The sequence below is a fragment of the Micromonospora sp. WMMD1102 genome (assembly GCF_029626265.1).
In the GTDB taxonomy this organism is placed as follows: domain Bacteria; phylum Actinomycetota; class Actinomycetes; order Mycobacteriales; family Micromonosporaceae; genus Plantactinospora.
This window is the reverse complement of the sequence record NZ_JARUBN010000001.1, coordinates 3,166,196-3,188,831: the sequence shown is the minus strand read 5'-3', so window position 1 is coordinate 3,188,831 and position 22,636 is coordinate 3,166,196. Positions and strand designations below refer to the sequence as shown.

Here is a 22,636-nt window from a genome sequence, read left to right as displayed (position 1 = left end):
GTGTCAGGGGTCGGGCAGCCCGGGTCCGGCCGACCTACCGATCGGACGGCCAGTGGCCACGGCTCTGGTACGCCGCGCGCAGCACGTCGACGTGATCGGTCATGATGCCATCCACACCGAGGTCGAGTAACTCGTTCATTTCGGTGACGTCGTCGATGGTCCAGACGTGCACCTGGAGGCCGAGCCGGTGCACGTGGTCGACGAACCGCCGGTCGACCACCCTGACCCCCCGGTAGCGGACCGGCACCTGGGCGGCGACCACCGTCGGCGGCAGCACCAGCCGCCGGTTGGCCAGCGAGGCGAGCCGCAGCCGGGCCACCCCGCGCAGGCCGAGCGAGGTGGCGATCGTCGGCCCGGCCAGGAGCCGCAGCCGGGCCAGCCGGGCGTCGCTGAACGAGGCGAGCAGCACCCGGTCGCCGGCAGCCGACCGCTCGACGGTACGCACGGTCGCCGCGACCGCCCCGTCGGCCTTCACGTCGACGTTGAACCGGATCTGCGGCCAGGCGCCGAGCACCTCGTCGAGCCGGGGCACCGCCGCCGCCCCGCCGACCCGGATCGTCTTCAGGTCCGCCCAGCGCAGCCCGGCGATCCGGCCGTGTTCGCCGGTCATCCGGTGCAGGGTCGCGTCGTGGAAGACCACCGGCACCTCGTCGAGGGTGGCGTGCACGTCGGTCTCGACGTACCGGTAGCCGAGGCCGACCGCCCGGGCGAACGCCTCGGCGGTGTTCTCGTCCCCGCGCGCGGCCCCGCCCCGGTGGGCGAACGCCAGCGGTGTCGGCGCGTCGAGGTAGGCGAAGTTCCGGATCACGGTGCGAGTATGCCCGCCCCGGTTGACCGTCCGGTGACCGGTGGGCGGCGCCTTTCCCCGCCGGACGGGAACTCTTCCGGGCGGTCTTTCCCCGCCTGGAGGGAACCCGTCCGCGCAGTAGGGTGCTGGCCATGCGGCTGCTCGCCATCGACTTCGGCACCTCGAACACCGTCGCCGTGGCCCGGGGCGCCGACGGCCGGGCCCGGCCGCTGCTCTTCGACGGGACCCCGCTGCTGCCGTCGGCGGTCTGCCTCGATCCGGCCGGCACGCCACTGACCGGCCGGGACGCCTTCCGGGCGGCCCGGCTCGACCCGGCCCGGTTCGAGCCGGCACCGAAGCGGCGGATCGACGACGGGGCCGTGCTGCTCGGCGATCGGGAGATGCCGGTGACCGAGCTGGTCGGCGTGGTGCTGCGGCGGGTCGCGGTCGAGGCGTACCGGCAGCTCGGCGGGGTGGACGAGGTCCGGCTCACCCATCCGGCCCGGTGGGGGGAGCGCCGTCGCGGGGTGCTGGCCGACGCGGCGCGGGCCGCCGGACTGCCGCCGCCCCGGCTGGTCGCCGAGCCGGTCGCGGCCGCCGCCTACTATCCGGCGGTACTCGGCGCGGCGGTGCCGCCCGGCCGGGCGCTGGCCGTCTACGACCTGGGCGGCGGCACCTTCGACGCCGCCGTGGTCCGCCGCGGCACCGCCGGCTTCGACGTGCTGGCCGAGTCGGGCCTGACCGACCTCGGCGGGCTGGACTTCGACCAGGCGCTCGTCGAGCACCTCGGCCGGGGCTACGCCGGTGGCCGGACCGAGCTGTGGCAGGGCCTGCTGGGCCCGACCGACCCGGGGCGGCGCCGGGCCAGGGAACTGCTCTACGACGACGTCCGGGCCGCCAAGGAGCTGCTCTCCCGGGCCGCCAGCGCCGACCTGCACCTGCCGGCGCTGGACCTGCGGGCACACCTGACTCGGGACGAACTGGAGTCGCTGATCCGCCGGCAGCTCCAGCAGACCGTCGGCTGCCTGGCCGGCACGATCGCCGCGGCCCGGCTGGACCCGGCCGACCTGGCCGGGATCTTCCTGGTCGGCGGTTCCAGTCGGATCCCGCTGGCCGCCAGGCTGATCCACGCCGAGCTGGGCGTCGCGCCGACCACCCTGGAGCAGCCGGAGACGGTGGTCGCCGAGGGCGCCCTCCGGCTCGACGACCCGCCGGCACTGCCCGGCACGCCGGCACCGCCGCGGATCCGGGCGGTGCCGGTACCGGCCGCTCCGCTGCCCGCGCCGGCCGCCGCGCCGGTCGGGGCCGGTGCGGCGGCCCGAGTGGTACCGGCCCGGTCCGACAACCCCGCCCCGCTCCGGTCCGGTCCGGCGGCACCGGTCCGCCTCGGTCTGCCCGGGGCGGAACCGGCGGAACCGGCCGGCCGGTTCTGGACCGGCACGTCCGGGCTGGTCTGGACCTGGGCGCTCGCCCTGCTGGTGGTCGTCGCACTCGTCGTACTGGTCGCCGTGGTCGCCACCGGTCCCGGCTGACCTCGGGGCCCGGCCGGGATCCGGCTGACCGGGGTTCGGCCCGGGGCCGGCGCCCCGGCTCGGGTCGGCGGCCGGGAGCCGTCCGTGTGCCGGCCGGCCCCGGCCGCCGGCCGGGTCAGGCCGGGGACTCGGCGCGGTCGCCGGCCCACCGGGTGTGGAAGGACCCCTCGGCGTCGACCCGCTGGTAGGTGTGCGCCCCGAAGTTGTCCCGCAGGCCCTGGATCAGCGCGGCCGGCAGCCGGTTCCGGCGCAGGCCGTCGTAGTAGGACAGCGAGGAGCCGAAGGCCGGGGCGGGCACGCCGGCCTGGGCGGCGTAACTGACCACCCGCCGCCAGCTGGCGACGCTGTCCGCGACGCCTCGCACGAAGTACGGCGCCACCAGCAGGGTCGGCAGGTCCGGGTCGGCGTCGTACGCCTCCCGGATGCGGTTGAGGAACCGGGCCCGGATGATGCAGCCGCCCCGCCAGATGGTGGCCAGCGCCGCCGGGTCGACGTCCCAGCCGTACTCCTGGCTGCCGGCCCGGATCTGGTCGAAGCCCTGCGCGTACGCGACGATCTTCGACGCGTACAGCGCCTTGCGGACGTCCTCGACGAAGGCGTCCCGGTCGACGTCACCGGTCGGCGCCTCGCCACCCGCGTCCGCGTACGCCCGGGCCGCCGCGTCCCGCTGGTCGGCGTGCCCGGACAGCGAACGGGCGAACGTCGCCTCGGCGATCCCGGTGATCGGCACCCCCAGGTCGAGCGCGCTCTGCACCGTCCACCGGCCGGTGCCCTTCTGCTCGGCCCGGTCCTGCACGACGTCGACGAAAGCCCTGCCGGTGCGGGCGTCGACGTGTCCGAGCACGTCGGCGGTGATCTCGATCAGGAACGACTCCAGGTCGCCCTCGTTCCAGCCGGCGAAGATCTTGCCGATCTCGGCCGGAGTGGCGTCGAGCCGCTCCCGGAGCAGGTCGTACGCCTCGGCGATGAGCTGCATGTCGGCGTACTCGATGCCGTTGTGCACCATCTTGACGAAGTGCCCGGCGCCGTCCGGCCCGACGTGGGCGCAGCACGGCACCCCGTCCACCTGGGCGGCGATCGACTCGAAGATCGGCCCGAGCTTCCGGTACGCCTCGACGGAACCGCCCGGCATGATGCTCGGCCCGAGCAGCGCACCCTCCTCGCCGCCGGAGACGCCGGTGCCGACGAAGTGCAGCCCGTGCTCGCGCAGCGTCTCCTCCCGGCGCCGGGTGTCGGCGAAGTGCGCGTTGCCGGCGTCGATCACGATGTCGTCGGCTTCGAGCAGCGGGACCAGCTCGTCGATGACGGCGTCGGTGGGTGCGCCCGCCTTCACCATCACGATGACGGCACGGGGCCGCTCCAGGGATGCGACGAAGTCGGCCAGCGACTCGCTCGGCACGAACGTCCCCTCGTCACCGTGCTCGGCGACCAGGCTCCGGGTCCGCTCCGGCGACCGGTTGTGCACCGCCACCCGGTGACCGTGCCGGGCCAGGTTGCGGGCCAGGTTGCGGCCCATCACCGCGAGCCCGGTCACCCCGATCTGGGCCGTGGCGCGGGTGCCACCACTCGTCGTCTCCGCCATCTGTCGCTCACTTCCGTCTGGGCCTTGCGAAAGCTTCGGCCGGTGCCAGTTCCCGTGCCGGCGTCGGAGGAGCGCACGGACCGGCACAGCAGGGCGGCAGGCCGGGTGTTCCTCAGCGCTCGTCCGGCAACCAGAACCGGGCAAGCGTACTCGTCGCCGGGTCGTCGGAGGCGGTCAGCGCCGTCCAGGCGTCGCCGTCGGCCGGCAACTCCTCGCCGGCGTACCCGGCGAGCCCGGCCGGGTCGACACTTCCGGCGTCCGCTGCGGGCGGCGGTGGCACGGCGGCGTCGACCGGCTGGCCGAGCAGGGCCGGATCGGCCCACGGGAAGCCGTCGACCGGCTCCGGCGGTTCGCCGAACTCGGCCGGTTCGGCCGGTGCCCACCAGGCCGGCCCGCTCTCGGCGTACGGGTGCAGGTCCGGGTCGGCGCCGACCGGCGGGTCGGCCGCACCGAAACCGGCCTCGGCGGGCACCTCCGGATCGCCGGCCGGCCCGAACCCGGACTCCTGCGCCGGGTACGGGTCGGTCTCGGCGTACGGGTCGCCGGCCGGCCCGACGGGCAGGTCCTCGTAACCGAGCGGCAACGACGGGTCGCCGCCCGCCCCGGGCAGTCCGGGATCCGCCTCGCCGAACCCCGGTCCGGGGTCCGCGTCGCCGAATCCCTGCACCGGATAGTCGACGTCGGAGGAGCCCGGACCCGGCTCGCCGAGGTCCGTCTCGTCCGGGCCGCCGTCCCGCGGCCCGTCGAAGTCCGGCTGGTCGGCGGACCAGCCGCCCCAGTAGTCAGTCATCGTCCCGCCCTCGCGCACCGGTGGCCGGGGCCAGCGTCCGGGCCCGCACCAGCACCTCGTCGACCTGTTTGACCCGGGCCCGGACGGTCTCCCGGGCCGCCTGGGTGGCGGCCCGGCGCCGGGCCCGTACGGCGGTGTCCTCGGCCGCCGCCGCGTCGATTTCGGCGATCCGCTCGTCGAGTTGCCGCAGCCGCCGCTCGATCGCGTCGTCCAGGGCCAGGGTCAGGGCGTACTGGAGGTCGGTGAACCGGTTGGTGATCTCGTCCGACAGCGCGGCCCGGGCGTCGGCGACCACCTCCCGCAGCCAGATCCGGGCCTGCTGCCGGTCGGTCTGCACCCGGCGCCGGTACAGCACGAAGCCGCCTGCGGCGAGTCCCAGGCCGAGCCCGGCGAACGGTATCAGCAGGCTGCCGCCGACCAGCGCGCCCGCGCCGAGCGCCGACGCGCCGGCCATCGCGCTCCGGCCGGCCAGGAACGCCATCGACCCGGCCGACATGGCGATCATCATGTTGTCCGGCCCGCCGCCGTCCCGGCGGGGCTTGCCGGCCAGCGCGTGCCGCAGCGTCGCGTTCAGCCGGCCGAGCACGAACCGCAGCTCGTCGGGCTGGAACACCTCGGCGAGGACCCGGGCGCCCACCTGCCGGAACCGCACCTCCAGGTCGTCGGAGAGCCGGACCGACAGCGCGTGCAGCGCTTCGTCGACCCGCTGCGGCAGCCCCTTCAGCTCCTCGCCCCGGGCCCGGTCGATCCGGTTCAGGAACTCCGTCTGGAGGCCGCCGACATAGCCGCGCAGCAGCCCGGTCGCCTCCACCCGGGCCCGCTGCGTCTCGGTACTCAACGCCAGCGACCACTGCCGCGACTCGGTACGCTTGCGCGCCGCCAGCGCCGCCCGGTCCTGCTTGATCCGGTGCCTGTCGGCCGGGTCGGGGTCGGCGGCCCGCAGCCGGTCACCGAGTTCCAGGTCGTACCGGACCAGTTCGCTGCGTACCGTGCGCAGGAGGTTCGCCTGCCGCAGCAGGTGACCCCGGCCGGCGACCCCGATCAGGGCATGCTGCAACTGCGCGATCCGGGACTGCCGGATCAGTTCGCCGGCCGCCTCCGCCGGCATCGTCCGGGCCAGCTCCGCCAGCCGGGCCGAGACCGGGAACCACGACGCGCCGCCGAACCGGGGTGCGTGGGCCTGCAACTGTGCCCGGTTGTCGGCCAGGATCGTCCGCCAGCCCGGGTACGCGTCGGTCTTGGTCAGCGCGAAGACCACCAGGTTGACCCGCTTGCTCGCCTCGACGAGGAAGTCGAGTTCCGGCTGGGCGAACGGGGCGGCGGCGTCGACGACGAAGAGCAACGCGGTGGCCCGGGCCGCCGCGTCCAGGGCGATCTGGGCATGTGCCGGATCCAGCCCGCCGGTCCCCGGCGTGTCGACCAGACTCAGGTACTGCAACAGCGGCGCCGGGTGCGTCACCTCGATGTGCCGGGGCGGGCGCTGGTCGTCCGGCAGCCGGCCCAGCGGGGTGGCCCAGTCACGCAGGTCCGCCACCCGCAGCGGCACCGGCTCGGCCCGACCCGGCAGGAACGCCCGCGCACCCGGCTGCGGACCGGGCACCAGCTCCAGATAACAGCAGGTGGCGGCGGCGACGTCCACCGGCGACAGCCCCGGCACCCCGACCAGCGCGTTGACCAGGGAACTCTTGCCCCGCTTCGTCTCGCCGACCACCACCACCGAGGGGCGGGTCACCACCTGGCGGCGCAGCGTGTCGACCTCGGCGGCGGCGTCCGGGGCGACCTTGCGCAGGAACGCCAGCCCACCGTCGACGGCACCGGACAACGCCGCGCCGAGCGCCGCCTCCGGGTCCCCGCCGCCGCGTGCGGCCGGCGCGGCGGCCCCGCCGTCCCCGGCGGCGGTACGGCCGGCGGTCACCGGGGAAGCCCCTCGGCGCGTACCCGCTGGGAGAGCAGGAAGAAGCCGCGGTGGGCCACCTGCGCCACCCGGGACTGTGCCGGGCTCGCCCCGGCGACCGCGTACACCCGCCACCGGGTGGCGGCCTCCAGCGCGGCCCGGGTCAACTGCTCGGTGGCGGCGGCCGGCAGGCTCAGGATCCAGCGCGGGTCGGTGGAGAGCGCCAGCCGGGTCAGCTCCTGCTCCATCGGCTCCGGCAGCTCCACCGAGCCGGAACTGACCAGCTGGGCCACCTCCAGCAGCCGGAGACGGTGGTACTCCGGCTGCTGCAACACCTGCTCGATCGCGTCCCGCAGCAGCTCCCGCTCCTGCGGGTGCGGAGCGTGGCTGGCCAGCTTCTCCAGGGTGGAGAGTCCCCAGCCGGCCTTGATCGCGTCGGTGCGCCAGCGGAACGCCTGGTCGAGGGTGTTGCGCAGCCGGGGGAACCCGGACGCGGCGAAGAGCAGCCGCACCAGCTCACCGCTGGCCAGCTGCGGCCGGGTGGCGAACTGGGCGATCGCGAAACCGATGCCGTAGAGGTCGAGCAGCCGCAGCAGCCGCTCCCGCTGCTCGCGGGGAACCGGGCAGTCCCGGGAGGTGAACAGGTCCACCGAGGCGAGCAGCAGCACCCGTTCGGCGACCGGCAGCCCGGCCAGCGTCCGCAGCGCCTCGCAGTCGGCGGCGGTCAGCCGGCCGGCCTCGGTCGTCTCGGCCAGCAGCCCGACCACCGGCACCACCTCGGAGACCACCCGGCGCAACACCCCGGTCTGGTCGGCGGCCAGCGGGCCGGCCACCGGCCACGGGTCGGCCGCCCCGCCGACCAGCTTGTCCACCTTGTTGAACAGCCCCAACGAGTTGATCGGATTGCTGGCCAGCCGGGCCGAGACCGACCGGAACGCCTCCAGCGCGGCCACGTCGTCGTCCCGGACCGACTGGGTGAAGACGTAGACGATCGCCTCGGCGCCGGCGATCGCGCCGGCGGAGTCGTCGTCGATGTTGTCGTCGACCGGGGCGGTGGCGGCCTCGAAGAGCAGCCGGCGGGCACCCGCGCTGACCGAGGTGTTCGTCGAGGCGAGCCCGGGGGTGTCCAGTACGGTCAGCTCCCGCAGGTGGTCACTGGTGAGCGTGACGTCCACGTAGGAGATCTCGGCACGCGGCACGCCGAGCCGCTGCGGGATCATGCCGGAGTCGTCCAGCGGCAGGCTGAGCCGGCTGCCGTCCCGGCGGACCACGTCGACCCGGTCGGCGGTGCCGTAGCGGAACTGGGTGACGACCCGGGTGCACTCGCCGACCTCGGTCGGCGCCACCCGCCGGCCGATCAGCGCGTTGACGAGCGTCGACTTGCCGGCCTTGAGTCGTCCGGCGATCGCCACCCGCAGCGGCTCGTCGAGCCGGCGACGTACCCCCGACACCCGGGTCCCGGTCGCCGCACCGAGTCGCGGACCGACCTCGTCGCAGAGGCCGGCGACCCGGGCGCTGAGCGGACCTGCTCCCATCGCTCGTCAGCCGGCGGTGCGGTCGGCGACAATGGCAGGAACCCGGCGGTGGCGCACGCTCATCTCGTCTGCTTTCTTTCCGACACGACGGCGGGGCGGGCCGCCCCTGCCGGACATCACACTACGAATATCCTGCCGGCGCAGGATCCCATGTTCGTGCCACCGTCGGCGCACGGTGGTGCGGCGTCGACCCGGGCGGGGGAGGACCAGTGCGGCACGCGTCGGTCGGGGATCTGCCCGACCAGTTCCGGCCCGCGGGGCCGCCGGAGGCCCGGCGTGTCGAGGGCGGCGCCGACGTGCCCGCCCCGGGCACCGCCGGGGCAGACGTCGTCGCGGTCGGCTCCGGGCTGCTCACCAGCCCCGGCCTGGTGGTGCTGCACAGTGGACCCGGCGGCGGGCGGAGCACCGCGCTGCACCGGCTCGGCGCCGCCTTCCGGGGACCGGTCTTCGCCGGTGGCGGCCTGGCCAGCCTGCCCGGCGAGCCGGCGTTGGCGCTGGCCCGCGCGGTCCGGGTCCGGCTGCCCGGCCACGACCCAGCGCTGCTCGCCGAGGCGGTCCGCTCCCGGGTACGCGCCGGCCTGCTGCTCCTGGACGATCTCCAGTGGGTCGATCCGGCCACCCTCGCCGCCCTGGTGCCGCTGGCGGCGCACTGCCGGATCGCGGTCGCGCTGCGTACCCCGCACCGGCTGCCGGACGCGGCGGTGGCGGCGCTGCGCTCCGTCGCGTCCGGCTGGCTGGCGGTGCCGCCGCTGTCCCCGGCGTCGGCGACCGCGCTGGCCGGGCGGATCGGCCCTGGGCTCGGCCCGGCGACCGTCGCCGAGCTGGTCCGGCGGGCCGGCGGGGTCCCGCTGGCGGTGGTCACCCTGACCCGCCAGGCCGCCGCCCAGCGGCCCGCCCCGGCCTGGCCGGTGCCGCCGCCCCGACCCGGCGGTGCCGGGCAGCGGCGACCGGAGCCGGCGGACCGCGACGTCGAGCAGGTTGGCTACGCCGTGGCGGCGGTCCTGGCCGACCTCACCCGGCCGGCCCGGACGACGATGGCCGCGCTCGGGCTGCTCGGCCGGCCGGCACCGGCGAGCGTGCTCGGCACCGGGGTCGAGGAGCTGCACGCCGCCGGGCTGGTGACCGTCGGGCAGGGCGGCGCCGGGCTGGTCGCCCCGGTGTCGCCGTACGTCGCCGAGGTCGCCGCCGGGCTGCTCGACGAGGCCGGCCGGCAGGGACTGCACCGCCGGCTCGCCGAGCTGGTACCCGCCGACGAGGCGGTCCGGCACCTGGCGGCGGCCGGGGACGGCGCGGCGGCGTACCGGCAGGCGCTGGCGGTGGCGGCGGACGTCGACAGCGCCGGGGCCCGCGCCGACCTGCTGCTGCTGGCCTGCACGCTGCCCGGCGTCGAGCCGTCCCCGGCGGTCCGGCTCGACGCCGCCCGGGCGGCGTTGGCCTGCGGCCGGCCCCGGTCCGCGGCCCGGGTACTGACCACCGTCAGCCCGCTCGGCGTCGACGCGGAACTGCTCCGGGCGGAGGCGCTGGTGCAGCTCGGTGACCTGGCCGGCGCCAGCTCGACGGTGGCCCGGATCCCGGACTCGGCCACCGGTGACCAGCTCGCCGCCCGGGACCGGGTGGTGCTGCTCGCCCAGCTCGACGCCGATCCGGCCGGAGCGGCCCGTACCGCCGCCCGGATCACCGCCCGGCACGGTGCCGAACCGGCGCATCCGGGCCTGCGGGCCGCGCTGGCGGCGGTCGGCGCCGCGAACCGGGCGGCCGGCTGGGAACCGGCGCTCGCCTCGGCCGCCGCGACGGCGGGTGCGGCCGGTGACCCGCTCTCCGCCCGGTGGAGTGCCTGGCTGCTGGTCGAGACGCTGCTCGCCGACGGCCGGCTCGGCGAGGCCGGGCGGGCCGCCCGGGCAGCCGAGCTGGCCTGCGCGGCCGACCTCGCCTACAGCTGGCAGACCCGGTTCCTGGCCGCCCGGCTCTGGTGCGCGGCGCTGCGCGGCGGCCGGCCCAGCTCCGAATCCGACCAGCCCCTCGGCCCCGGCGAGCCCGCTTCCGGCCCCGACCAGTCCACCTCCGGCCAGGACCAGTCGCCGCAGCCCGATCGGCACCTCGACCCCGACCAGGTGTTCGGGTCCGACGAGGCGCTGCGCCGGGCCGGTGACCTGACCGACCGGACCCTGCCTGCCGTGGCCCGCGGCTACGCGGTCGCCGCCGCCAGCCTCGTCGAGGCCGACGGCGGCCTGCTCGGCCCGGCCCGGTCCCGGCTGGCGGCGACCACCACCGGTGGCTCCGCCGGAGCCGACGCGCTGCTCGACTGGGTCCGCCGGGAGGCGGCCTGGCTCGACGGCCAACCGGACCAGGCCGCCGGATCACCGACCGGCGGCCCGCCGCTGGTCGACGGGCTGCGGCAGATCACCGCCCGGTGGGCCGGCTACGACGGTGCCGGCGGTAGCGCCGGTTCGCCCGACGGGGCGGTGACCGCCGTCGGGTCCGGCCCGGCACCGGTGCGCCAGACGCTGGCCGCCTGGGACACCCCGGGCGGCGACCCGGCCGGTTTCACCCGGGCCGCCGACGGCTGGCGGGACCTGGCGGCCCGGGAGGAGGTGCGCTGCCTGCTCGCCGCCGGGCTGCACGAGCCGGACCCGGCCCGTGGCGTCCCGGCACTGCTGGCCGCCGAGGAACGCGCCGAGCGGGCCGGACTGGTGGTGCTGCTTGGCCGGATCCGTCGGGCGCTGCGCCGGCACGCCGTACGCCGCGACGTCCGGGGGGCCCGGGCGGACGGCGACCTCACCGACCGGGAACGTGAGGTGCTCCGGCTGGTCGCCGCCGGCGAGCCGACCCGACGCATCGCCGGCCGGCTGGGTATATCCGCCGAGACGGTGGAGACCCATGTCCGGTCCGGGATGCGCAAACTGGGCGCCCGCACCCGTACCGAGGCTGCGGCCCTCGCCCTGGAGGTGCTGTGACTGGTGCTGGAGGTGAGCGATGACCGACCCGCCGCGCTACGTCGTACCGTCGGCGACGGAGGCCACCACGGTGCTGCGCCGGTTGGCCCGGGACGGGTGGTCGACCCGGGAGGGCTTCGCCGTCGCCGAGCCGGGCTGGGACCTGGCCGCGGCCCGGCTGGTGCTGTTCGGGCGGGTGCCCGACGCCGAGACGGTCCGGCTCGCGGTGCTGGCCGCCGCCCGGGGCGCTGGACTGGTGGCCATCGTGGATTCGGCCGGCGAGCTGGGCCGGGCGCTGGTCGACGACCTGAGCCGGCTCGGTCCGGTGCACCGGGACCCCGACGACCTGCCGGAGTCCGACGCCGAGTCGGCGGTGGACCGGCTGATCCCGGAGCAGCGGGCGCTGCTGGAACGACTCGCCGACGGCGAGACCATCGCGGCCGCCGCGGCGGCGGAGTTCCTGTCGCTGCGTACCGCGAACCGGCGGATCGCCCAGGCCCGCGAGGCGCTCGGGGTGCGGACCACCCGCGAGGCGGTCCTCGCCTACCTGCGGCAACGCCGCTCCGCCGACTGACCCGACTGCGCGATTCCAGGCTGCCACCCAGCGGGCGGCGGGGGAGCTGCCGGGTTACCGTTACGGCATGTCCCAGGAGGCGTGGACTCTGATCCTGGTGCTGGGTGGCATCGTGGCGGTCGCCACGCTGGCCGGCGCCGTCGTACTCGTGATCAGGGTGCTGCGTACCCGCAAGCTGCTCGGCGAGCTGGGTGCCGGCGGCAAGGTGGCGTTCTACGGCGCGTTGGCCTACACGGTGCTGCCGGTCGACCTGCTGCCCGATCCGATCTACCTCGACGACATCGGCGTACTGACCGGTGCCCTGCTCTACCTGACCCGGCTGGTGCAGAAACGCCGGACGGCCCGCGCCGGGTCGGTGACCTCCGCCCCCGTTGGCGACGTGCGGCAGTTGCCTTCCGGTAGACCTGACGGGGCGGCTACCCGGCACTGACCTGACGGACCGTCGGCGGTCCGCGACCGGACGGTCGCGGTGTCAGGGGCGTCGAGCCGTCAGGACGTCGAGCCGTCGGGGCGGCTGCGCCGGTGCTGCCGGCGGGTCTCCGTCGGTCGGGTCGCGTCGACGTGCCGGGGCAGGCCGGGTTCGTCCGGGCGCAGCGGCACCAGGGCGACGGTGAGCGCCTCGATGATCTTCTCGGTGGCCCGGGCGGCGGCGCCGGGGCTGGTCGGGTCGATGCCGGCCAGGTCGACGGGCGGGCCGAAGTGCACCCGGATCACCGGTCGGCGCAGGATCGCCCTGGCGACCGCCCGGAGCATCCCGGCCGGTGCCGTGTACGGGAGGACCTCGTGGGCGCCCCACTGGGCGACCGGCACCACTGTGGCGCCGCTGGCGAAGGCGAGCCGGGCCGTGCCGGTCTTGCCCCGTTCGGGCCACATGCCGGGGTCGAGCCCTATCCGCCCCTCGGGATAGACGAGCACCACCGAGCCGCGGGTGACCGCCGCCGCGGCCTGCTCCAGGGCGACTCCGACGCTCGGGGTACGCCGGTCGACCCGGATGTGTCCGCTGGCCCGCATCGCGGCGCCGACGACCGGGGCCCGGAACACTCCGCCGGTGGCCATGATCCGGGGGGCGATCCGGCGTACCCGGCAGGCGGCGGTCAGCACCACCGGGTCGAACGGGTTGATGTGGTTGGCGGCCAGGATCAGCGGGCCGTGCCGCAGCTCGTCCGGCACGTCGCCGCTGACCCGCAGCCGGGCGAGCAGCCCGACCACGCCTCGGGCGAGTACCTGGAGGAAGAGCCAGAAGCGAGGGGCGCGCCAGGGTCGGGCGGTGGTGGTCTCCATCAGCGCTCGATCGTCGCACGGGCGGGCCGTCCCGGACGGCCGGGGCCGAGGGCGTGGCCGTCCGGGGACGTGATCCACCTCCCAGCGCGAGTGTCTACGACGGCAGGTAGTATTTACTACGTCCGGTAGTAAATACCTGGGGGGATTCCGTGGACGCGCTCGACGTCGCCCGATGGCAGTTCGGTGTCACCACCGTCTACCACTTCCTCTTCGTGCCGCTGACCATCGGGCTGTCGGTACTCGTCGCGATCCTGCAGACCCGCTGGCACCGTACGGGGGAGCAGCGCTACCTGCGGCTGACCAAGTTCTACGGCAAGCTCTTCCTGATCAACTTCGCCATGGGCGTGGTCACCGGCATCGTGCAGGAGTTCCAGTTCGGGATGAACTGGAGCGACTACTCCCGCTTCGTCGGCGACGTCTTCGGCGCCCCGCTGGCGATCGAGGCCCTGCTCGCGTTCTTCCTCGAATCCACCTTCCTCGGCCTCTGGATCTTCGGCTGGGACCGGCTGCCCCGGCGGATTCACCTGGCGACCATCTGGGCCGCCGCGCTCGGCTCGACCCTCAGCGCGTACTTCATCCTGGCCGCGAACTCCTGGATGCAGAACCCGGTCGGCTACCGGATCAACCCCGACACCGGCCGCGCCGAACTCACCGACATCGTCGCCGTACTCACCAACAAGGTCACCCTGGTCACCTTCCCGCACACCATCGCCGGCTGCTTCCTGGTCGCCGGGTCGCTGATGGTCGCGGTCGCCGTCTGGCACCTGCGCCGCCCCGCCGGAGAGGCCACCGCCGACGACACCGGCCGGGCCGGCGCGGCGGAGGACCGGGTCGACGCCGCGGCGGGGGAGGACCGCGCCGCGTTCCGGTTCGCCGCCCGGTTCGGCGCCTGGGTCACCCTCGCCGCCGCGGTCGCCGTAGTGATCACCGGCGACCTGCAAGGCAAGATCATGACGCAGGTGCAGCCGATGAAGATGGCCGCCGCCGAGGCGCTCTACGACACCGAGGCACCCGCCTCGCTCTCCGTGTTCACCGTCGGCAGCCTGGACGGCAGCCGGGAACTCTTCGCCCTCAAGATCCCGTACCTGCTCTCGGTGCTCGGCACCGGTGACCCGAACGGCGAGGTCCGGGGGATCAACGACCTCCAGGCCCAGTACGTCGCCGAGTACGGCCCCGGCAGCTACACCCCGGTCATCCCGGTCACCTACTGGAGCTTCCGATTCATGATCGGCTTCGGGTTGGCCGCCGCCGCGATCGCCGCCCTGGTGCTCTGGACGCACCGCCGCGACCGCACCCCGAACTCCCGCTGGCTGCTCCGGGCCGGCCTGGTCATGCCGGTCCTGCCACTGGCCGCGAACTGCTTCGGCTGGATCTTCACGGAGATGGGCCGGCAGCCGTGGGTCGTCTTCGGCGAGATGCTCACCCGCGACGGCGTCTCCCGCAGCGTCTCCCTGGCCGAGGTGCTCACCTCGTTCACCGCCTTCACCCTGGTCTACGCCACCCTCGCCGTCGTCGAGGTCCGGCTGTTGATCCGGTACGCCCGCGCCGGCCTGCCCGACACCAGCCCACCGCCGCAGCCCGAAGCCGACACCGACACCGACACCGACGACGAGAACCGCCCGCTCGCCTTCGCCTACTGACCCCTGCCGACAGCCAGCCAGCCGACAACCCACACCCGACCGGAGTCCACCGTGGACCTGCCCACCGTCTGGTTCCTGCTCATCGCCGTCCTCTTCACCGGCTACTTCGTCCTGGAGGGCTTCGACTTCGGCGTCGGCATCCTACTGCCGGTGCTCGGCCGCGACGACCGGGAACGCCGGGTGCTGATCAACACCATCGGGCCGGTCTGGGACGGCAACGAGGTCTGGCTGATCACCGCCGTCGGCGGCCTCTTCGCCGCCTTCCCGGCCTGGTACGCCAGCCTGCTCTCCGGCTTCTACCTGCCGTTCCTGCTCGTCCTGCTCGCCCTGATCTTCCGGGGGGTCGCCTTCGAGTACCGCCACAAGCGCCCCGAACCGCGCTGGAAGGCCCGCTGGGACCTCGCCATCTTCCTCGGCTCCCTGCTCCCGGCCGCCCTCTGGGGAGTGGTGCTCGGCAACCTGCTGCGCGGCGTACCGCTGGACGCCCGGGGCGACCACACCGGCGGGCTGCTCGACCTGCTCCACCCGTACGCGCTGCTCGGCGGGGCGACCACGACGGCGCTGTTCGTCACGCACGGCGCCGTCTTCCTGGCGCTGAAGACCACCGGTGAGATCCGGGTCCGGGCCGGCCGGCTCGCCGCCCGGGCCGCCGGGGTCACCGCCGCCGTCACCGCCGCGTTCCTGGCCGCCAGCCTCACCCTCCGGCACACCCCGGCCGCCGTCGCGCTCGCCGCCGCCGCCGGAATCGCCCTGGCCGGCACCCTGGCCGCCACCCGGGTACGCCGGGAGGGCTGGGCCTTCACCGGCACCGCCGCCGCGATCGGGCTGACCGTCGCCACCGCATTCGCCGCGCTCTTCCCGACCGTGCTGCCCTCCACCGCCGACCCGGCCGGCACCCTCACCATCCACAACGCCGCCTCCAGCCCCTACACCCTCACCATGATGACCTGGGTGGCCGCCCTGTTCACCCCCGTCGTCCTCGGCTACCAGGGCTGGACCTACGGGGTGTTCCGCAAGCGGATCGGGGTCGGCAACATCCCCCGCTGACCGGCACCCGCCGGCATCAGCCGGGACTTGAGACTTCCCGGGAACCAGAGCAGCCCCGCACAGGCGGCACCGTCACCAAAGCCTCACCGTGGACTTCAATGAAACAATTGAAGCGAAAGGCTCACACAGGGCATCGACTTCTGGTTACCCGCACGGAGGCCCCGATGGGACAGCTCCCGATCCGGATCATCCGGGTCGCCGACACCACCCGGATCACGCCACGGATGGCCCGGATCACCTTCACCGGCGACGACCTCGCCGACCTGCGCCTCGACGGCCCCGACCAACAGGTGAAGCTCTACTTCCCCAGACCCGGGCAACACCGCCCCCGGCTCCCCGAACCCGACCCCGACCTCTGGCGCTGGTACGCCGGCTTCGCCGAGATCCCCGAACCCGTGCGCCCGTGGACCCGCAGCTACACCATCCGGGCACACCACCCGCACGGCAACCTGATCGACATCGACTTCGCCCTGCACCGCAACGCCGGCCCGGCCACCCGCTGGGCCGCCTCCGCGGCCCCCGGCGACATCCTCGGCATGTTCGGCCCGTCGGCGGTCTTCGCCCGCCCGGTCCCGCTCGGCGGCACCGACTGGATGCTGCTGGCCGGCGACGAGTCGGCCCTGCCGGCGATCGGCACCATCGTCGAGGCGCTGCCCGCCGGCACCCGCGCGCACGCCTTCGTCGAGATCCCGGACCGGGCCGAAGAGCAGCACTTCGACACCCGGGCCGAGGTCACCGTGCACTGGTCGCACCGCGACGGGACGCCCACCGTCCGGCTGCTCGACGCCGTCCGGGCCGCCACCTTCCCGGCCGGCACGGTGCACGCCTGGCTGGCCGGCGAGGCCGGCACCGTACGCGCCCTGCGCCGGCACCTCGTCGACGACCGGGGACTGCCGAAACGGTCGGTCGACTTCACCGGCTACTGGCGGCGGAACCTGACCCAGGACGACGACCCGACCGAAGCCGACCTCGCCGAAGCCCGCGAACGCTCCTCCGGTGGCGCCGAAGCCGGAGCGGCTACGACGCCCGGCTGAACGGCCACCCCCGGCACTCCGAACCGGCAACGACGACGCCGGGCTGAACCAGTCGGCCCGTGTCCCGGCGTCGAACGCCGCCGCCGGCGGGTGCCGGCCCCACCCGGGCCGGCACCCGCCCACCCGGCACCCGGTCGGGATCAGCCCAGGTCGACCGTCGGATACAGCGGATGGTCCGCCAGCAGGTCGGCGGCCTGCCCGGCGACCCGCTTCGCCACCGCCTGATCCAGCACGTACCGCGCCTTGGACGGGGTGCCGTCCGGCCCGGTCCCCGGCCGGGTCTCGGTCAACACCGTGTGCAGCAGCCCGGCGATCTCGTCCATCTCCGCCGTGCCGAGCCCCCGGCTCGTCAACGCCGGAGTGCCGAGCCGGATCCCCGAGGTGTACCAGGCGCCGTTCGGGTCCCGGGGCACCGAGTTCCGGTTCGTCACGATGCCGGCGTCCAGCAGTGCCGCCTCCGCCTGCCGCCCGGTCAGCCCGTACGCCGACACGTCCAGCAGCAGCAGGTGGTTGTCGGTACCCCCGGTCACCAGCCGTACGCCCCGGCGCGACAGCCCCTCCGCCAACGCCACCGCGTTGGTCAAGGCCCTTGACGCCTGATCTTGTAAAAAACGGCGGTAGCCGGCTGCGCTCCTTGTCAACCGGCCCGGTAAGTGATCATGGGTGAGTTTGCGTATGTTTCCGTGGCATGTCGGAAGATGAGGAAGATTTCCTAACCGCCGCGCAGATCGAGCTCTACGGAAAGTTCGGCGCACCGCCGAGCGACATGGAGCTGGAGCGGTTCTTCTTCCTTGACGACGGGGACCGGAAGCTGGTCGCCAAGCGGCGTGACGATGCAACAAGGCTCGGGTTCGCGCTCCAGCTGACAACGGTTCGTTTCCTCGGTACCTTCCTGGCCAATCCCATCGACGTCCCGGTGGCGGTCATGGAGTACGTGGCCGCCCAGCTGGGGATTGAGGATGCGTCGGTGGCGAAGGCGTACCTCAGGCGGGACAAGACGCGCCTGGAGCACCGGTGGGAGATCCAGCATGTCGATGGCTGGCATGACTTCGCTGATTTTCGTGAGGCATTGAAGCTGCATGTGGATCGCCGGTCGTGGACGACCGGCGATGGCCGTAACACCATCTTCGACTGCGCGGTGGAGTGGCTGCGCAACCGGCAGGTGCTGCTCCCGGCGGTGAGCACCCTGGAAAGGCTGGTCGGTGAGGTGGTGACCGCGGTGGACAAGCGGCTGTTCGACACGCTGCTAGGTCTGATCACCGCTGAGCAGGCCAGGCTGCTGCTGAAGTTGCTCGACGTGCCCGAGGGTGAGCGGGTCTCGCCGCTGGAGCGGTTGCGGACCGGACAGAAGGACACCACGGCCAAGGCACTGGTCGCCGCGTTGTTGCGGGTCGCCGCGGTGGCCGGTATCGGACTGGGCGAGGTGGATCTATCGGTGGTGCCGCTGCGGCGGGTGATCGAGCTGTCCAGGTACGGGCGGGAGGCCACCGCGACCACCCTGCGGGACAAGACCTACGCCCGCAAGCTGGGCATTCTGCTGACGACGGTGGTGTGGCTGGAGGCCAAATCCACCGACGACGCCCTCGAACTGTTCGACGTCATCATGACCAACGAGTTGTTGGCGCGGGCCGAGCGGCAGTCAGCGGCGGAGAAGGTCAAGCGTTATCCGCGGGTCAGCAAAGACGCCAGCAAGCTGGCCGCCGCGGTCGCGGTGATGCTGGAGGCCGAGCAGGAGTCCCGGGTTCCACAGATCAGATGGTTGGCTAGTCCGCGAGAAGGCGGGTTGAGCTGGGGAAACGTGGGTTGGGCGGGTGGCGGGGCGTGTCACTAGGCCGGAGTGTTCGTGCTGGTCAGGAGGTTGCGGGGATGGCCTCGAAGACGCGGCGGGGCTCGGGCAGTCCGAGGGCGGTCAGGATCTTCCTCTGGCCGGTGGTGAGTTCGGTTCGCTGGCGGAAGGAGCCGGCCGGGCCGGTGAAGGTGCCCAGGTGTAGGCGTTGGAGTTCGCCGCGGACTTCGGGCCAGGTCTGTCCGGTGCGGGTCTCGGTGATGCGGATGAGCAGCAGGGCGAGCCAGCAGAGCAGGACGTGGGCGCGGATGCGGTCCTCGGCTCGGTGGTAGACCGGCCGCAGGTCGATGATCGACTTCATGTCCCGCCAACCGCGTTCCACTTCCAGTAGTTGCTTGTAGCCCAGAGCGATGTCCTCGGTCGACAGCTTCGGGTCGGAGCAGCGCAGCAGGAACTTGCCGTCCAGGTTGGCCTCGGCCTCGACGGCCTTCTTGTCGATGCGTAGCAGCCCGCCGGGGGTGGTGCGCAGGTAGCGCTTCAGGCCGGGCTTGGTGGAGATGACGCCGCGTAGTTCGGCGCGCTTGTCTCGGCCGAGCTTGTCGGAGCCGTCGATCATCTCGTTCAGGATCACGACCATGCGGGCCCTGATCGCGGCGTCGCGGACGGCGGCCTCGGGGTTGAAGCAGATCACGAACCGGTCGTCGGCCAGGTCACCGGACAGTCGCACTTCCTTGACCTGCAGGTTGTCCGCGACGTGTCGGTAGCGGCCCTGCCGCGACAGCGCGGCGTCGGCCTCGGGGGTGCCGCCGCGCAGCTTCTCCCCGAGGATGTAGTGCCCGCCGGCCTTTTGCAGGTAGCGCCGGTTCTGCTCGGAGGTGAAACCGCGGTCGGCGACCCACACGATCCGCGACAGCGACCAGTCGCGCATGTCGTCCTTCACCTGCCGTATCAGGGCGCTGTCTGACGTATTGCCAGGCCAGGCCCAACATCTGACCGGGATGCCGTTGCGGGTGACGGCCATCCCGACCACGATCTGCGGCAGGTCGCCCCGGGAGTCCTTCGACTTGCCCCAGGTCCGGAACCCGGTCTCCTTCACCGCCGGTTCGCCGTCGCCGACCGGCATGCCCCGCTCGTCGCGGGCCACCGGCACGTCGGCGTCGGCGGTCTCGAAGTAGGTGGAGGTGGTGTCGAAGAACAGCAGGTCCACCTCCAGGTTCAGCAGGTCGGCGGTGTTGTCGAACACGATCCGCCCCAGTACCGGCTCGGCGTTGATCAGCCAGTCCATCGCCCGGTAGCAGGACTCGTCGACCACGGGCAGGTCCAGGCCGTCGATCACCACGTCGTGCTCGATCCAGCGGGTCGCGGCCAGCTTGGACGACGGTGCGAGGGCGCGGTTGGCCACGAGCGCGAACAAGATCCGCTCAACCCGCGGCTCCATCCGCGTGTCGGTCAGCAGCCGCCGCACCGCCGCGTCGACCCCTAGAGCACGCCACAGTCCGTCCAACGCGTACGCCCCGCCCAACGCGCGGGAGTCGATGAACCGCAGGTCCGCCGAGGTGGTCGCCGCCAACGCCTGGCCCGGCTCCAACAGCCGGCACAGCGCCGCGACCAGCCGCCGGATCCCCGCGACGTCCAACTGGTCCTCTCGGCCGAAGGAGTACAGCACCTTCGTCCGCGACACCTTCGCCACCGGGTCCCACTCGTTGTGGGCCAGTTGCAGACAGCCCACCGCCTGACCGTCCGCCATCCGCCGGGTCGAACGCTTCACATACACGATCAGCGACCCTAGCGATCCGGCCGCTAGTAGATCAAAAGGAAGTCCCACGTCACAACAGATGATCACGCCAACCGTGTCACTAGGGATTTTCGGACTTTCCACTAGACCGCAACGCTCTGACCAGCGAGAGGACCGGCGGACGTGTCACAGGACCCCGATTATCTGTGGAACCCGGGTCGGTGGTGCGCGTCGATGATCTACTCTCGGGCTTTCGATCGCTACGAGCAGGACCGAGGTGGCATGAGTTACGCGGCGCTGATCCGGCCGGTGATCGACCGGGTGTACGTAGGGGTTCGGAGTACCGGGCGAGAGCGCATACAGGCGGTCTACGACCAGTATCAGGTTCGGCCCGGTTTTGAGAGCAGTTTCTACTTCGGGTTGCTGGCCAGGCCCATGGCCGCTGACAGTTTCGCAGCGGCAACCACCTACTCCGGGTCCGACATGACCGACGAGCTCGAACAGGGCATAGCAGAGGTCGATGCCAACGGCGCCTGGCGGCTGACCGAGCGCGGCCGAGATGTCGCGCTGGCGGTGCAGCGTGCCTACGGGGACTGGGCCGCGGAATTCTGGGATCGAAAGCTGATCGATACGATGCCCGGCCTGGCCGTGGTTCCCCGGCTAGCAGACCTCGTTGGTCGTCTCCTGAAAGCGGGCCGCGCAACCGGTGGCCCGGCCTTTCGAGCGATGGCTCCGGTGCACGAGCCAGCGAACGCCTCTGCCCCGCTGCGTCTGACCTCGCGGCTCGGCGCGCTGCGCCATCACCGGGGTGACGCGCACCGAGCGGCCTGGACCGCAGCCGGACTCACTCTCGCCCAGTTGCAGGCGATGCCCCCGAACGACCCGCGGCGGCAGACCATCGAGGACGAAACCAACCGGCGAGACGAACCCATCTACGAGGCACTGTCACCCCGGGAAAAAGACGAGTTACTCGCTGGACTGGGGGCCCTCCCCGGCTGACACGGCTACTCGCCGACGCACGGTACATCTTCCAATGCAGGCACTCGTCAACCGAGGTCAGGCGCGCACATCTGCCGCAATCCGCTCGTAACCCGCTGTCGAAGCTGGCGACTCTCCGTGTGTGTCCGAGGCCCGTTCAGTGGCCCGATCTTGATCGGGTCTTGGCCTGCAGCGCCGAGACGTCAACCTGATCTTGGCCAGAAACGAAGGAATTTGAGACGGTCGCCCGGCGATCACCAAGACCACCGAAACTGCGTCCACAACCCGTCTCACAACATCGGTCGTGACACTGGACTTGTGAGACGGGTTCTGCGACAGTAACCGCCGTAGCGAGCACCCATCACAACCTTGTCGGCCTGGCCCGCGTGTCCACCGACGGCCAAGACCTCCAACTCCAACGCGACGCCCTCTCCGAGGCCGGCTGCGGCCGCATCTTCGAGGAGAAAATCTCCACCCGCGCCACCGACCGCCCCGGCCTCGCCGCGGCACTGGACTACCTCCGACCCGGCGACACGCTATGCGTCTGGAAACTCGACCGCCTCGGCCGCTCGGTCAAAGACGTCCTGACCATCGCCGAGGACCTACACGAACGCGGCATCGGCGTGCGCATCCTCACCGGCACACTCGCCGGCAGCTACCACCCCACCGGGGAAGGCAAGTTCTTCTTCACCATGATGGCCGCCTTCGCCGAACTCGAACGACACATGATCCACCAACGGACCGTGGCCGGCCTGGCCGCCGCCCGCGCCCAAGGCCGCACCGGTGGCCGACCCATCGTCATGGACCCAGACAAGCTGGCCGCCGCCCGAGCCCGCCACGCCAACGGGGAAAGCCCCACCCAGATCGCCAAGGCCCTCGGCGTCTCCCGAGCCAGCGTGTACCGGCACCTGCCGCTCCAAGACAACGCCAGATGACCGACTACTCCTGACCTGCGGACAACGACACAGAGGGCTCAGGCTCACCAAACCGGCCCGGGGCTGGCTGACACCTGACACCACCGTCCAATCCTGATTCCAAGTCGTCCTCGGCCAGCAGCCGGTGAGGGTCGTCGCCGGGCAAGAGAAATGCGGTCAGCTACCGCCGTTTTTTACAAGATCAGGCGTCAAGGGCCGTCAACACCTGTTCCGCGTACGCGGCGAACTCCGGCCGCCGGGCCTCCGCCAACGCGACCGCCTTGCCCGCCATCACGTGCGGCAGCGGTCCACCGAGCACCATCGGGCAGCCCCGGTCGACCTGGCCGGCCAGCTCCGGCCCGCACAACACCATTCCGCCGCGCGGACCCCGCAGCGACTTGTGCGTCGTCGACGTCACCAGGTGGGCGTGCGGCACCGGGTCGAAGTCACCGGCGAACACCTTCCCGGCGACCAGGCCGGCGAAGTGCGCCATGTCGACCATCAGCGTCGCGCCGACCTCGTCGGCGATCTCCCGCATCAGCCGGAAGTTCACCCGCCGCGGATACGCCGAATACAGAGCTTGAAAGGCTGACG

At 73.1% G+C, this 22,636-nt stretch carries 17 protein-coding genes and 2 pseudogenes; 10 read left to right on the top strand and 9 right to left on the bottom strand.

The genetic code is table 11. The annotated features are described in order from the left end of the window. Positions 1–34: 34 nt before the first annotated feature. A complete protein-coding gene (locus tag O7626_RS14190; protein ID WP_278061641.1) occupies positions 35–808 on the bottom strand; it encodes a glycerophosphodiester phosphodiesterase family protein in 774 nt (257 codons plus the stop codon). A gap of 131 nt (positions 809–939) precedes the next feature. Between O7626_RS14190 and O7626_RS14185 the strand changes: the two genes are divergently transcribed. After that, the gene (locus O7626_RS14185; RefSeq protein WP_278061640.1) at positions 940–2,319 is read left to right on the top strand and encodes an Hsp70 family protein; all 1,380 of its coding nucleotides are present in this window, start codon (positions 940–942) and stop codon (positions 2,317–2,319) included. 115 nt (positions 2,320–2,434) lie between these two features. Here the strand turns inward: O7626_RS14185 and gndA are convergent, their stop codons facing one another. The 4 genes from gndA to O7626_RS14165 form a co-directional block, all read right to left on the bottom strand. Continuing rightward, on the bottom strand, positions 2,435–3,901 hold the full coding sequence (gndA, locus tag O7626_RS14180; RefSeq protein ID WP_278061639.1) for an NADP-dependent phosphogluconate dehydrogenase: 1,467 nt from the start codon (positions 3,899–3,901) through the stop codon (positions 2,435–2,437). A gap of 112 nt (positions 3,902–4,013) precedes the next feature. After that, entirely contained in the window at positions 4,014–4,691 is a 678-nt protein-coding gene (locus O7626_RS14175) for a hypothetical protein (RefSeq protein ID WP_278061638.1), read from the bottom strand. Beyond that, positions 4,684–6,606 (bottom strand): dynamin family protein, encoded by a 1,923-nt coding sequence (locus O7626_RS14170; protein WP_278061637.1) that lies wholly within the window; start codon positions 6,604–6,606, stop codon positions 4,684–4,686. The genes O7626_RS14175 and O7626_RS14170 overlap by 8 nt, the downstream gene beginning before the upstream one ends. Next, positions 6,603–8,120: a dynamin family protein gene (locus O7626_RS14165; RefSeq protein ID WP_278061636.1), complete on the bottom strand. Its 1,518-nt coding sequence runs from the start codon at positions 8,118–8,120 to the stop codon at positions 6,603–6,605. The genes O7626_RS14170 and O7626_RS14165 overlap by 4 nt, the downstream gene beginning before the upstream one ends. 209 nt (positions 8,121–8,329) lie before the next feature. On the opposite strand from O7626_RS14165, the gene O7626_RS14160 reads away from it, so the two are divergent. The 3 genes from O7626_RS14160 (at position 8,330) to O7626_RS14150 (ending at position 12,057) form a co-directional block, all read left to right on the top strand. Then, positions 8,330–11,074, top strand: a complete 2,745-nt coding sequence (locus O7626_RS14160; RefSeq protein ID WP_278061635.1) for a LuxR family transcriptional regulator — start codon at positions 8,330–8,332, stop codon at positions 11,072–11,074. A 19-nt stretch (positions 11,075–11,093) separates the two neighbouring features. After that, positions 11,094–11,627, top strand: coding sequence for a LuxR family transcriptional regulator (locus O7626_RS14155; protein ID WP_278061634.1), 534 nt, complete (start codon positions 11,094–11,096; stop codon positions 11,625–11,627). A gap of 67 nt (positions 11,628–11,694) precedes the next feature. Continuing rightward, positions 11,695–12,057, top strand: coding sequence for a YkvA family protein (locus O7626_RS14150; protein ID WP_278061633.1), 363 nt, complete (start codon positions 11,695–11,697; stop codon positions 12,055–12,057). A gap of 59 nt (positions 12,058–12,116) precedes the next feature. Here the strand turns inward: O7626_RS14150 and O7626_RS14145 are convergent, their stop codons facing one another. Beyond that, positions 12,117–12,908, bottom strand: coding sequence for a lysophospholipid acyltransferase family protein (locus O7626_RS14145; protein WP_278061632.1), 792 nt, complete (start codon positions 12,906–12,908; stop codon positions 12,117–12,119). Between the two features lie 149 nt (positions 12,909–13,057). On the opposite strand from O7626_RS14145, the gene O7626_RS14140 reads away from it, so the two are divergent. From O7626_RS14140 to O7626_RS14130, 3 genes are all read left to right on the top strand, one after another. Next, on the top strand, positions 13,058–14,548 hold the full coding sequence (locus tag O7626_RS14140; RefSeq protein WP_278061631.1) for a cytochrome ubiquinol oxidase subunit I: 1,491 nt from the start codon (positions 13,058–13,060) through the stop codon (positions 14,546–14,548). Positions 14,549–14,599: 51 nt separating this feature from the next. Then, complete coding sequence (gene cydB / locus O7626_RS14135) at positions 14,600–15,595, top strand: cytochrome d ubiquinol oxidase subunit II (RefSeq protein ID WP_278061630.1); 996 nt, start codon at positions 14,600–14,602, stop codon at positions 15,593–15,595. 164 nt (positions 15,596–15,759) lie between these two features. Next, positions 15,760–16,629 carry a siderophore-interacting protein gene (locus O7626_RS14130; protein ID WP_278061629.1) on the top strand — a complete coding sequence of 290 codons (870 nt, stop codon included), beginning with the start codon at positions 15,760–15,762 and terminating at the stop codon, positions 16,627–16,629. Positions 16,630–16,769: 140 nt separating this feature from the next. Here O7626_RS14130 and O7626_RS14125 read toward each other — a convergent pair. Then, positions 16,770–17,231: pseudogene (locus O7626_RS14125) on the bottom strand (glycine hydroxymethyltransferase); the annotation flags it as partial. 86 nt (positions 17,232–17,317) lie between these two features. Between O7626_RS14125 and O7626_RS14120 the strand changes: the two are divergent. After that, positions 17,318–18,460 carry a DUF4158 domain-containing protein gene (locus O7626_RS14120; protein ID WP_278061628.1) on the top strand — a complete coding sequence of 381 codons (1,143 nt, stop codon included), beginning with the start codon at positions 17,318–17,320 and terminating at the stop codon, positions 18,458–18,460. A gap of 19 nt (positions 18,461–18,479) precedes the next feature. Here O7626_RS14120 and O7626_RS14115 read toward each other — a convergent pair whose 3' ends face one another. Continuing rightward, positions 18,480–20,189 (bottom strand): IS1634 family transposase, encoded by a 1,710-nt coding sequence (locus O7626_RS14115; RefSeq protein ID WP_278061627.1) that lies wholly within the window; start codon positions 20,187–20,189, stop codon positions 18,480–18,482. Between the two features lie 144 nt (positions 20,190–20,333). On the opposite strand from O7626_RS14115, the gene O7626_RS14110 reads away from it, so the two are divergent. Together O7626_RS14110 and O7626_RS14105 are read left to right on the top strand one after the other, a co-directional pair. After that, entirely contained in the window at positions 20,334–21,149 is an 816-nt protein-coding gene (locus O7626_RS14110; protein ID WP_278061626.1) for a hypothetical protein, read from the top strand. 356 nt (positions 21,150–21,505) lie between these two features. Beyond that, the gene (locus O7626_RS14105; protein ID WP_278066152.1) at positions 21,506–22,063 is read left to right on the top strand and encodes a recombinase family protein; all 558 of its coding nucleotides are present in this window, start codon (positions 21,506–21,508) and stop codon (positions 22,061–22,063) included. Between the two features lie 199 nt (positions 22,064–22,262). Here the strand turns inward: O7626_RS14105 and O7626_RS14100 are convergent. Beyond that, positions 22,263–22,616 (bottom strand): annotated as a pseudogene (locus tag O7626_RS14100) (glycine hydroxymethyltransferase); the annotation flags it as partial. Positions 22,617–22,636: the final 20 nt, after the last annotated feature.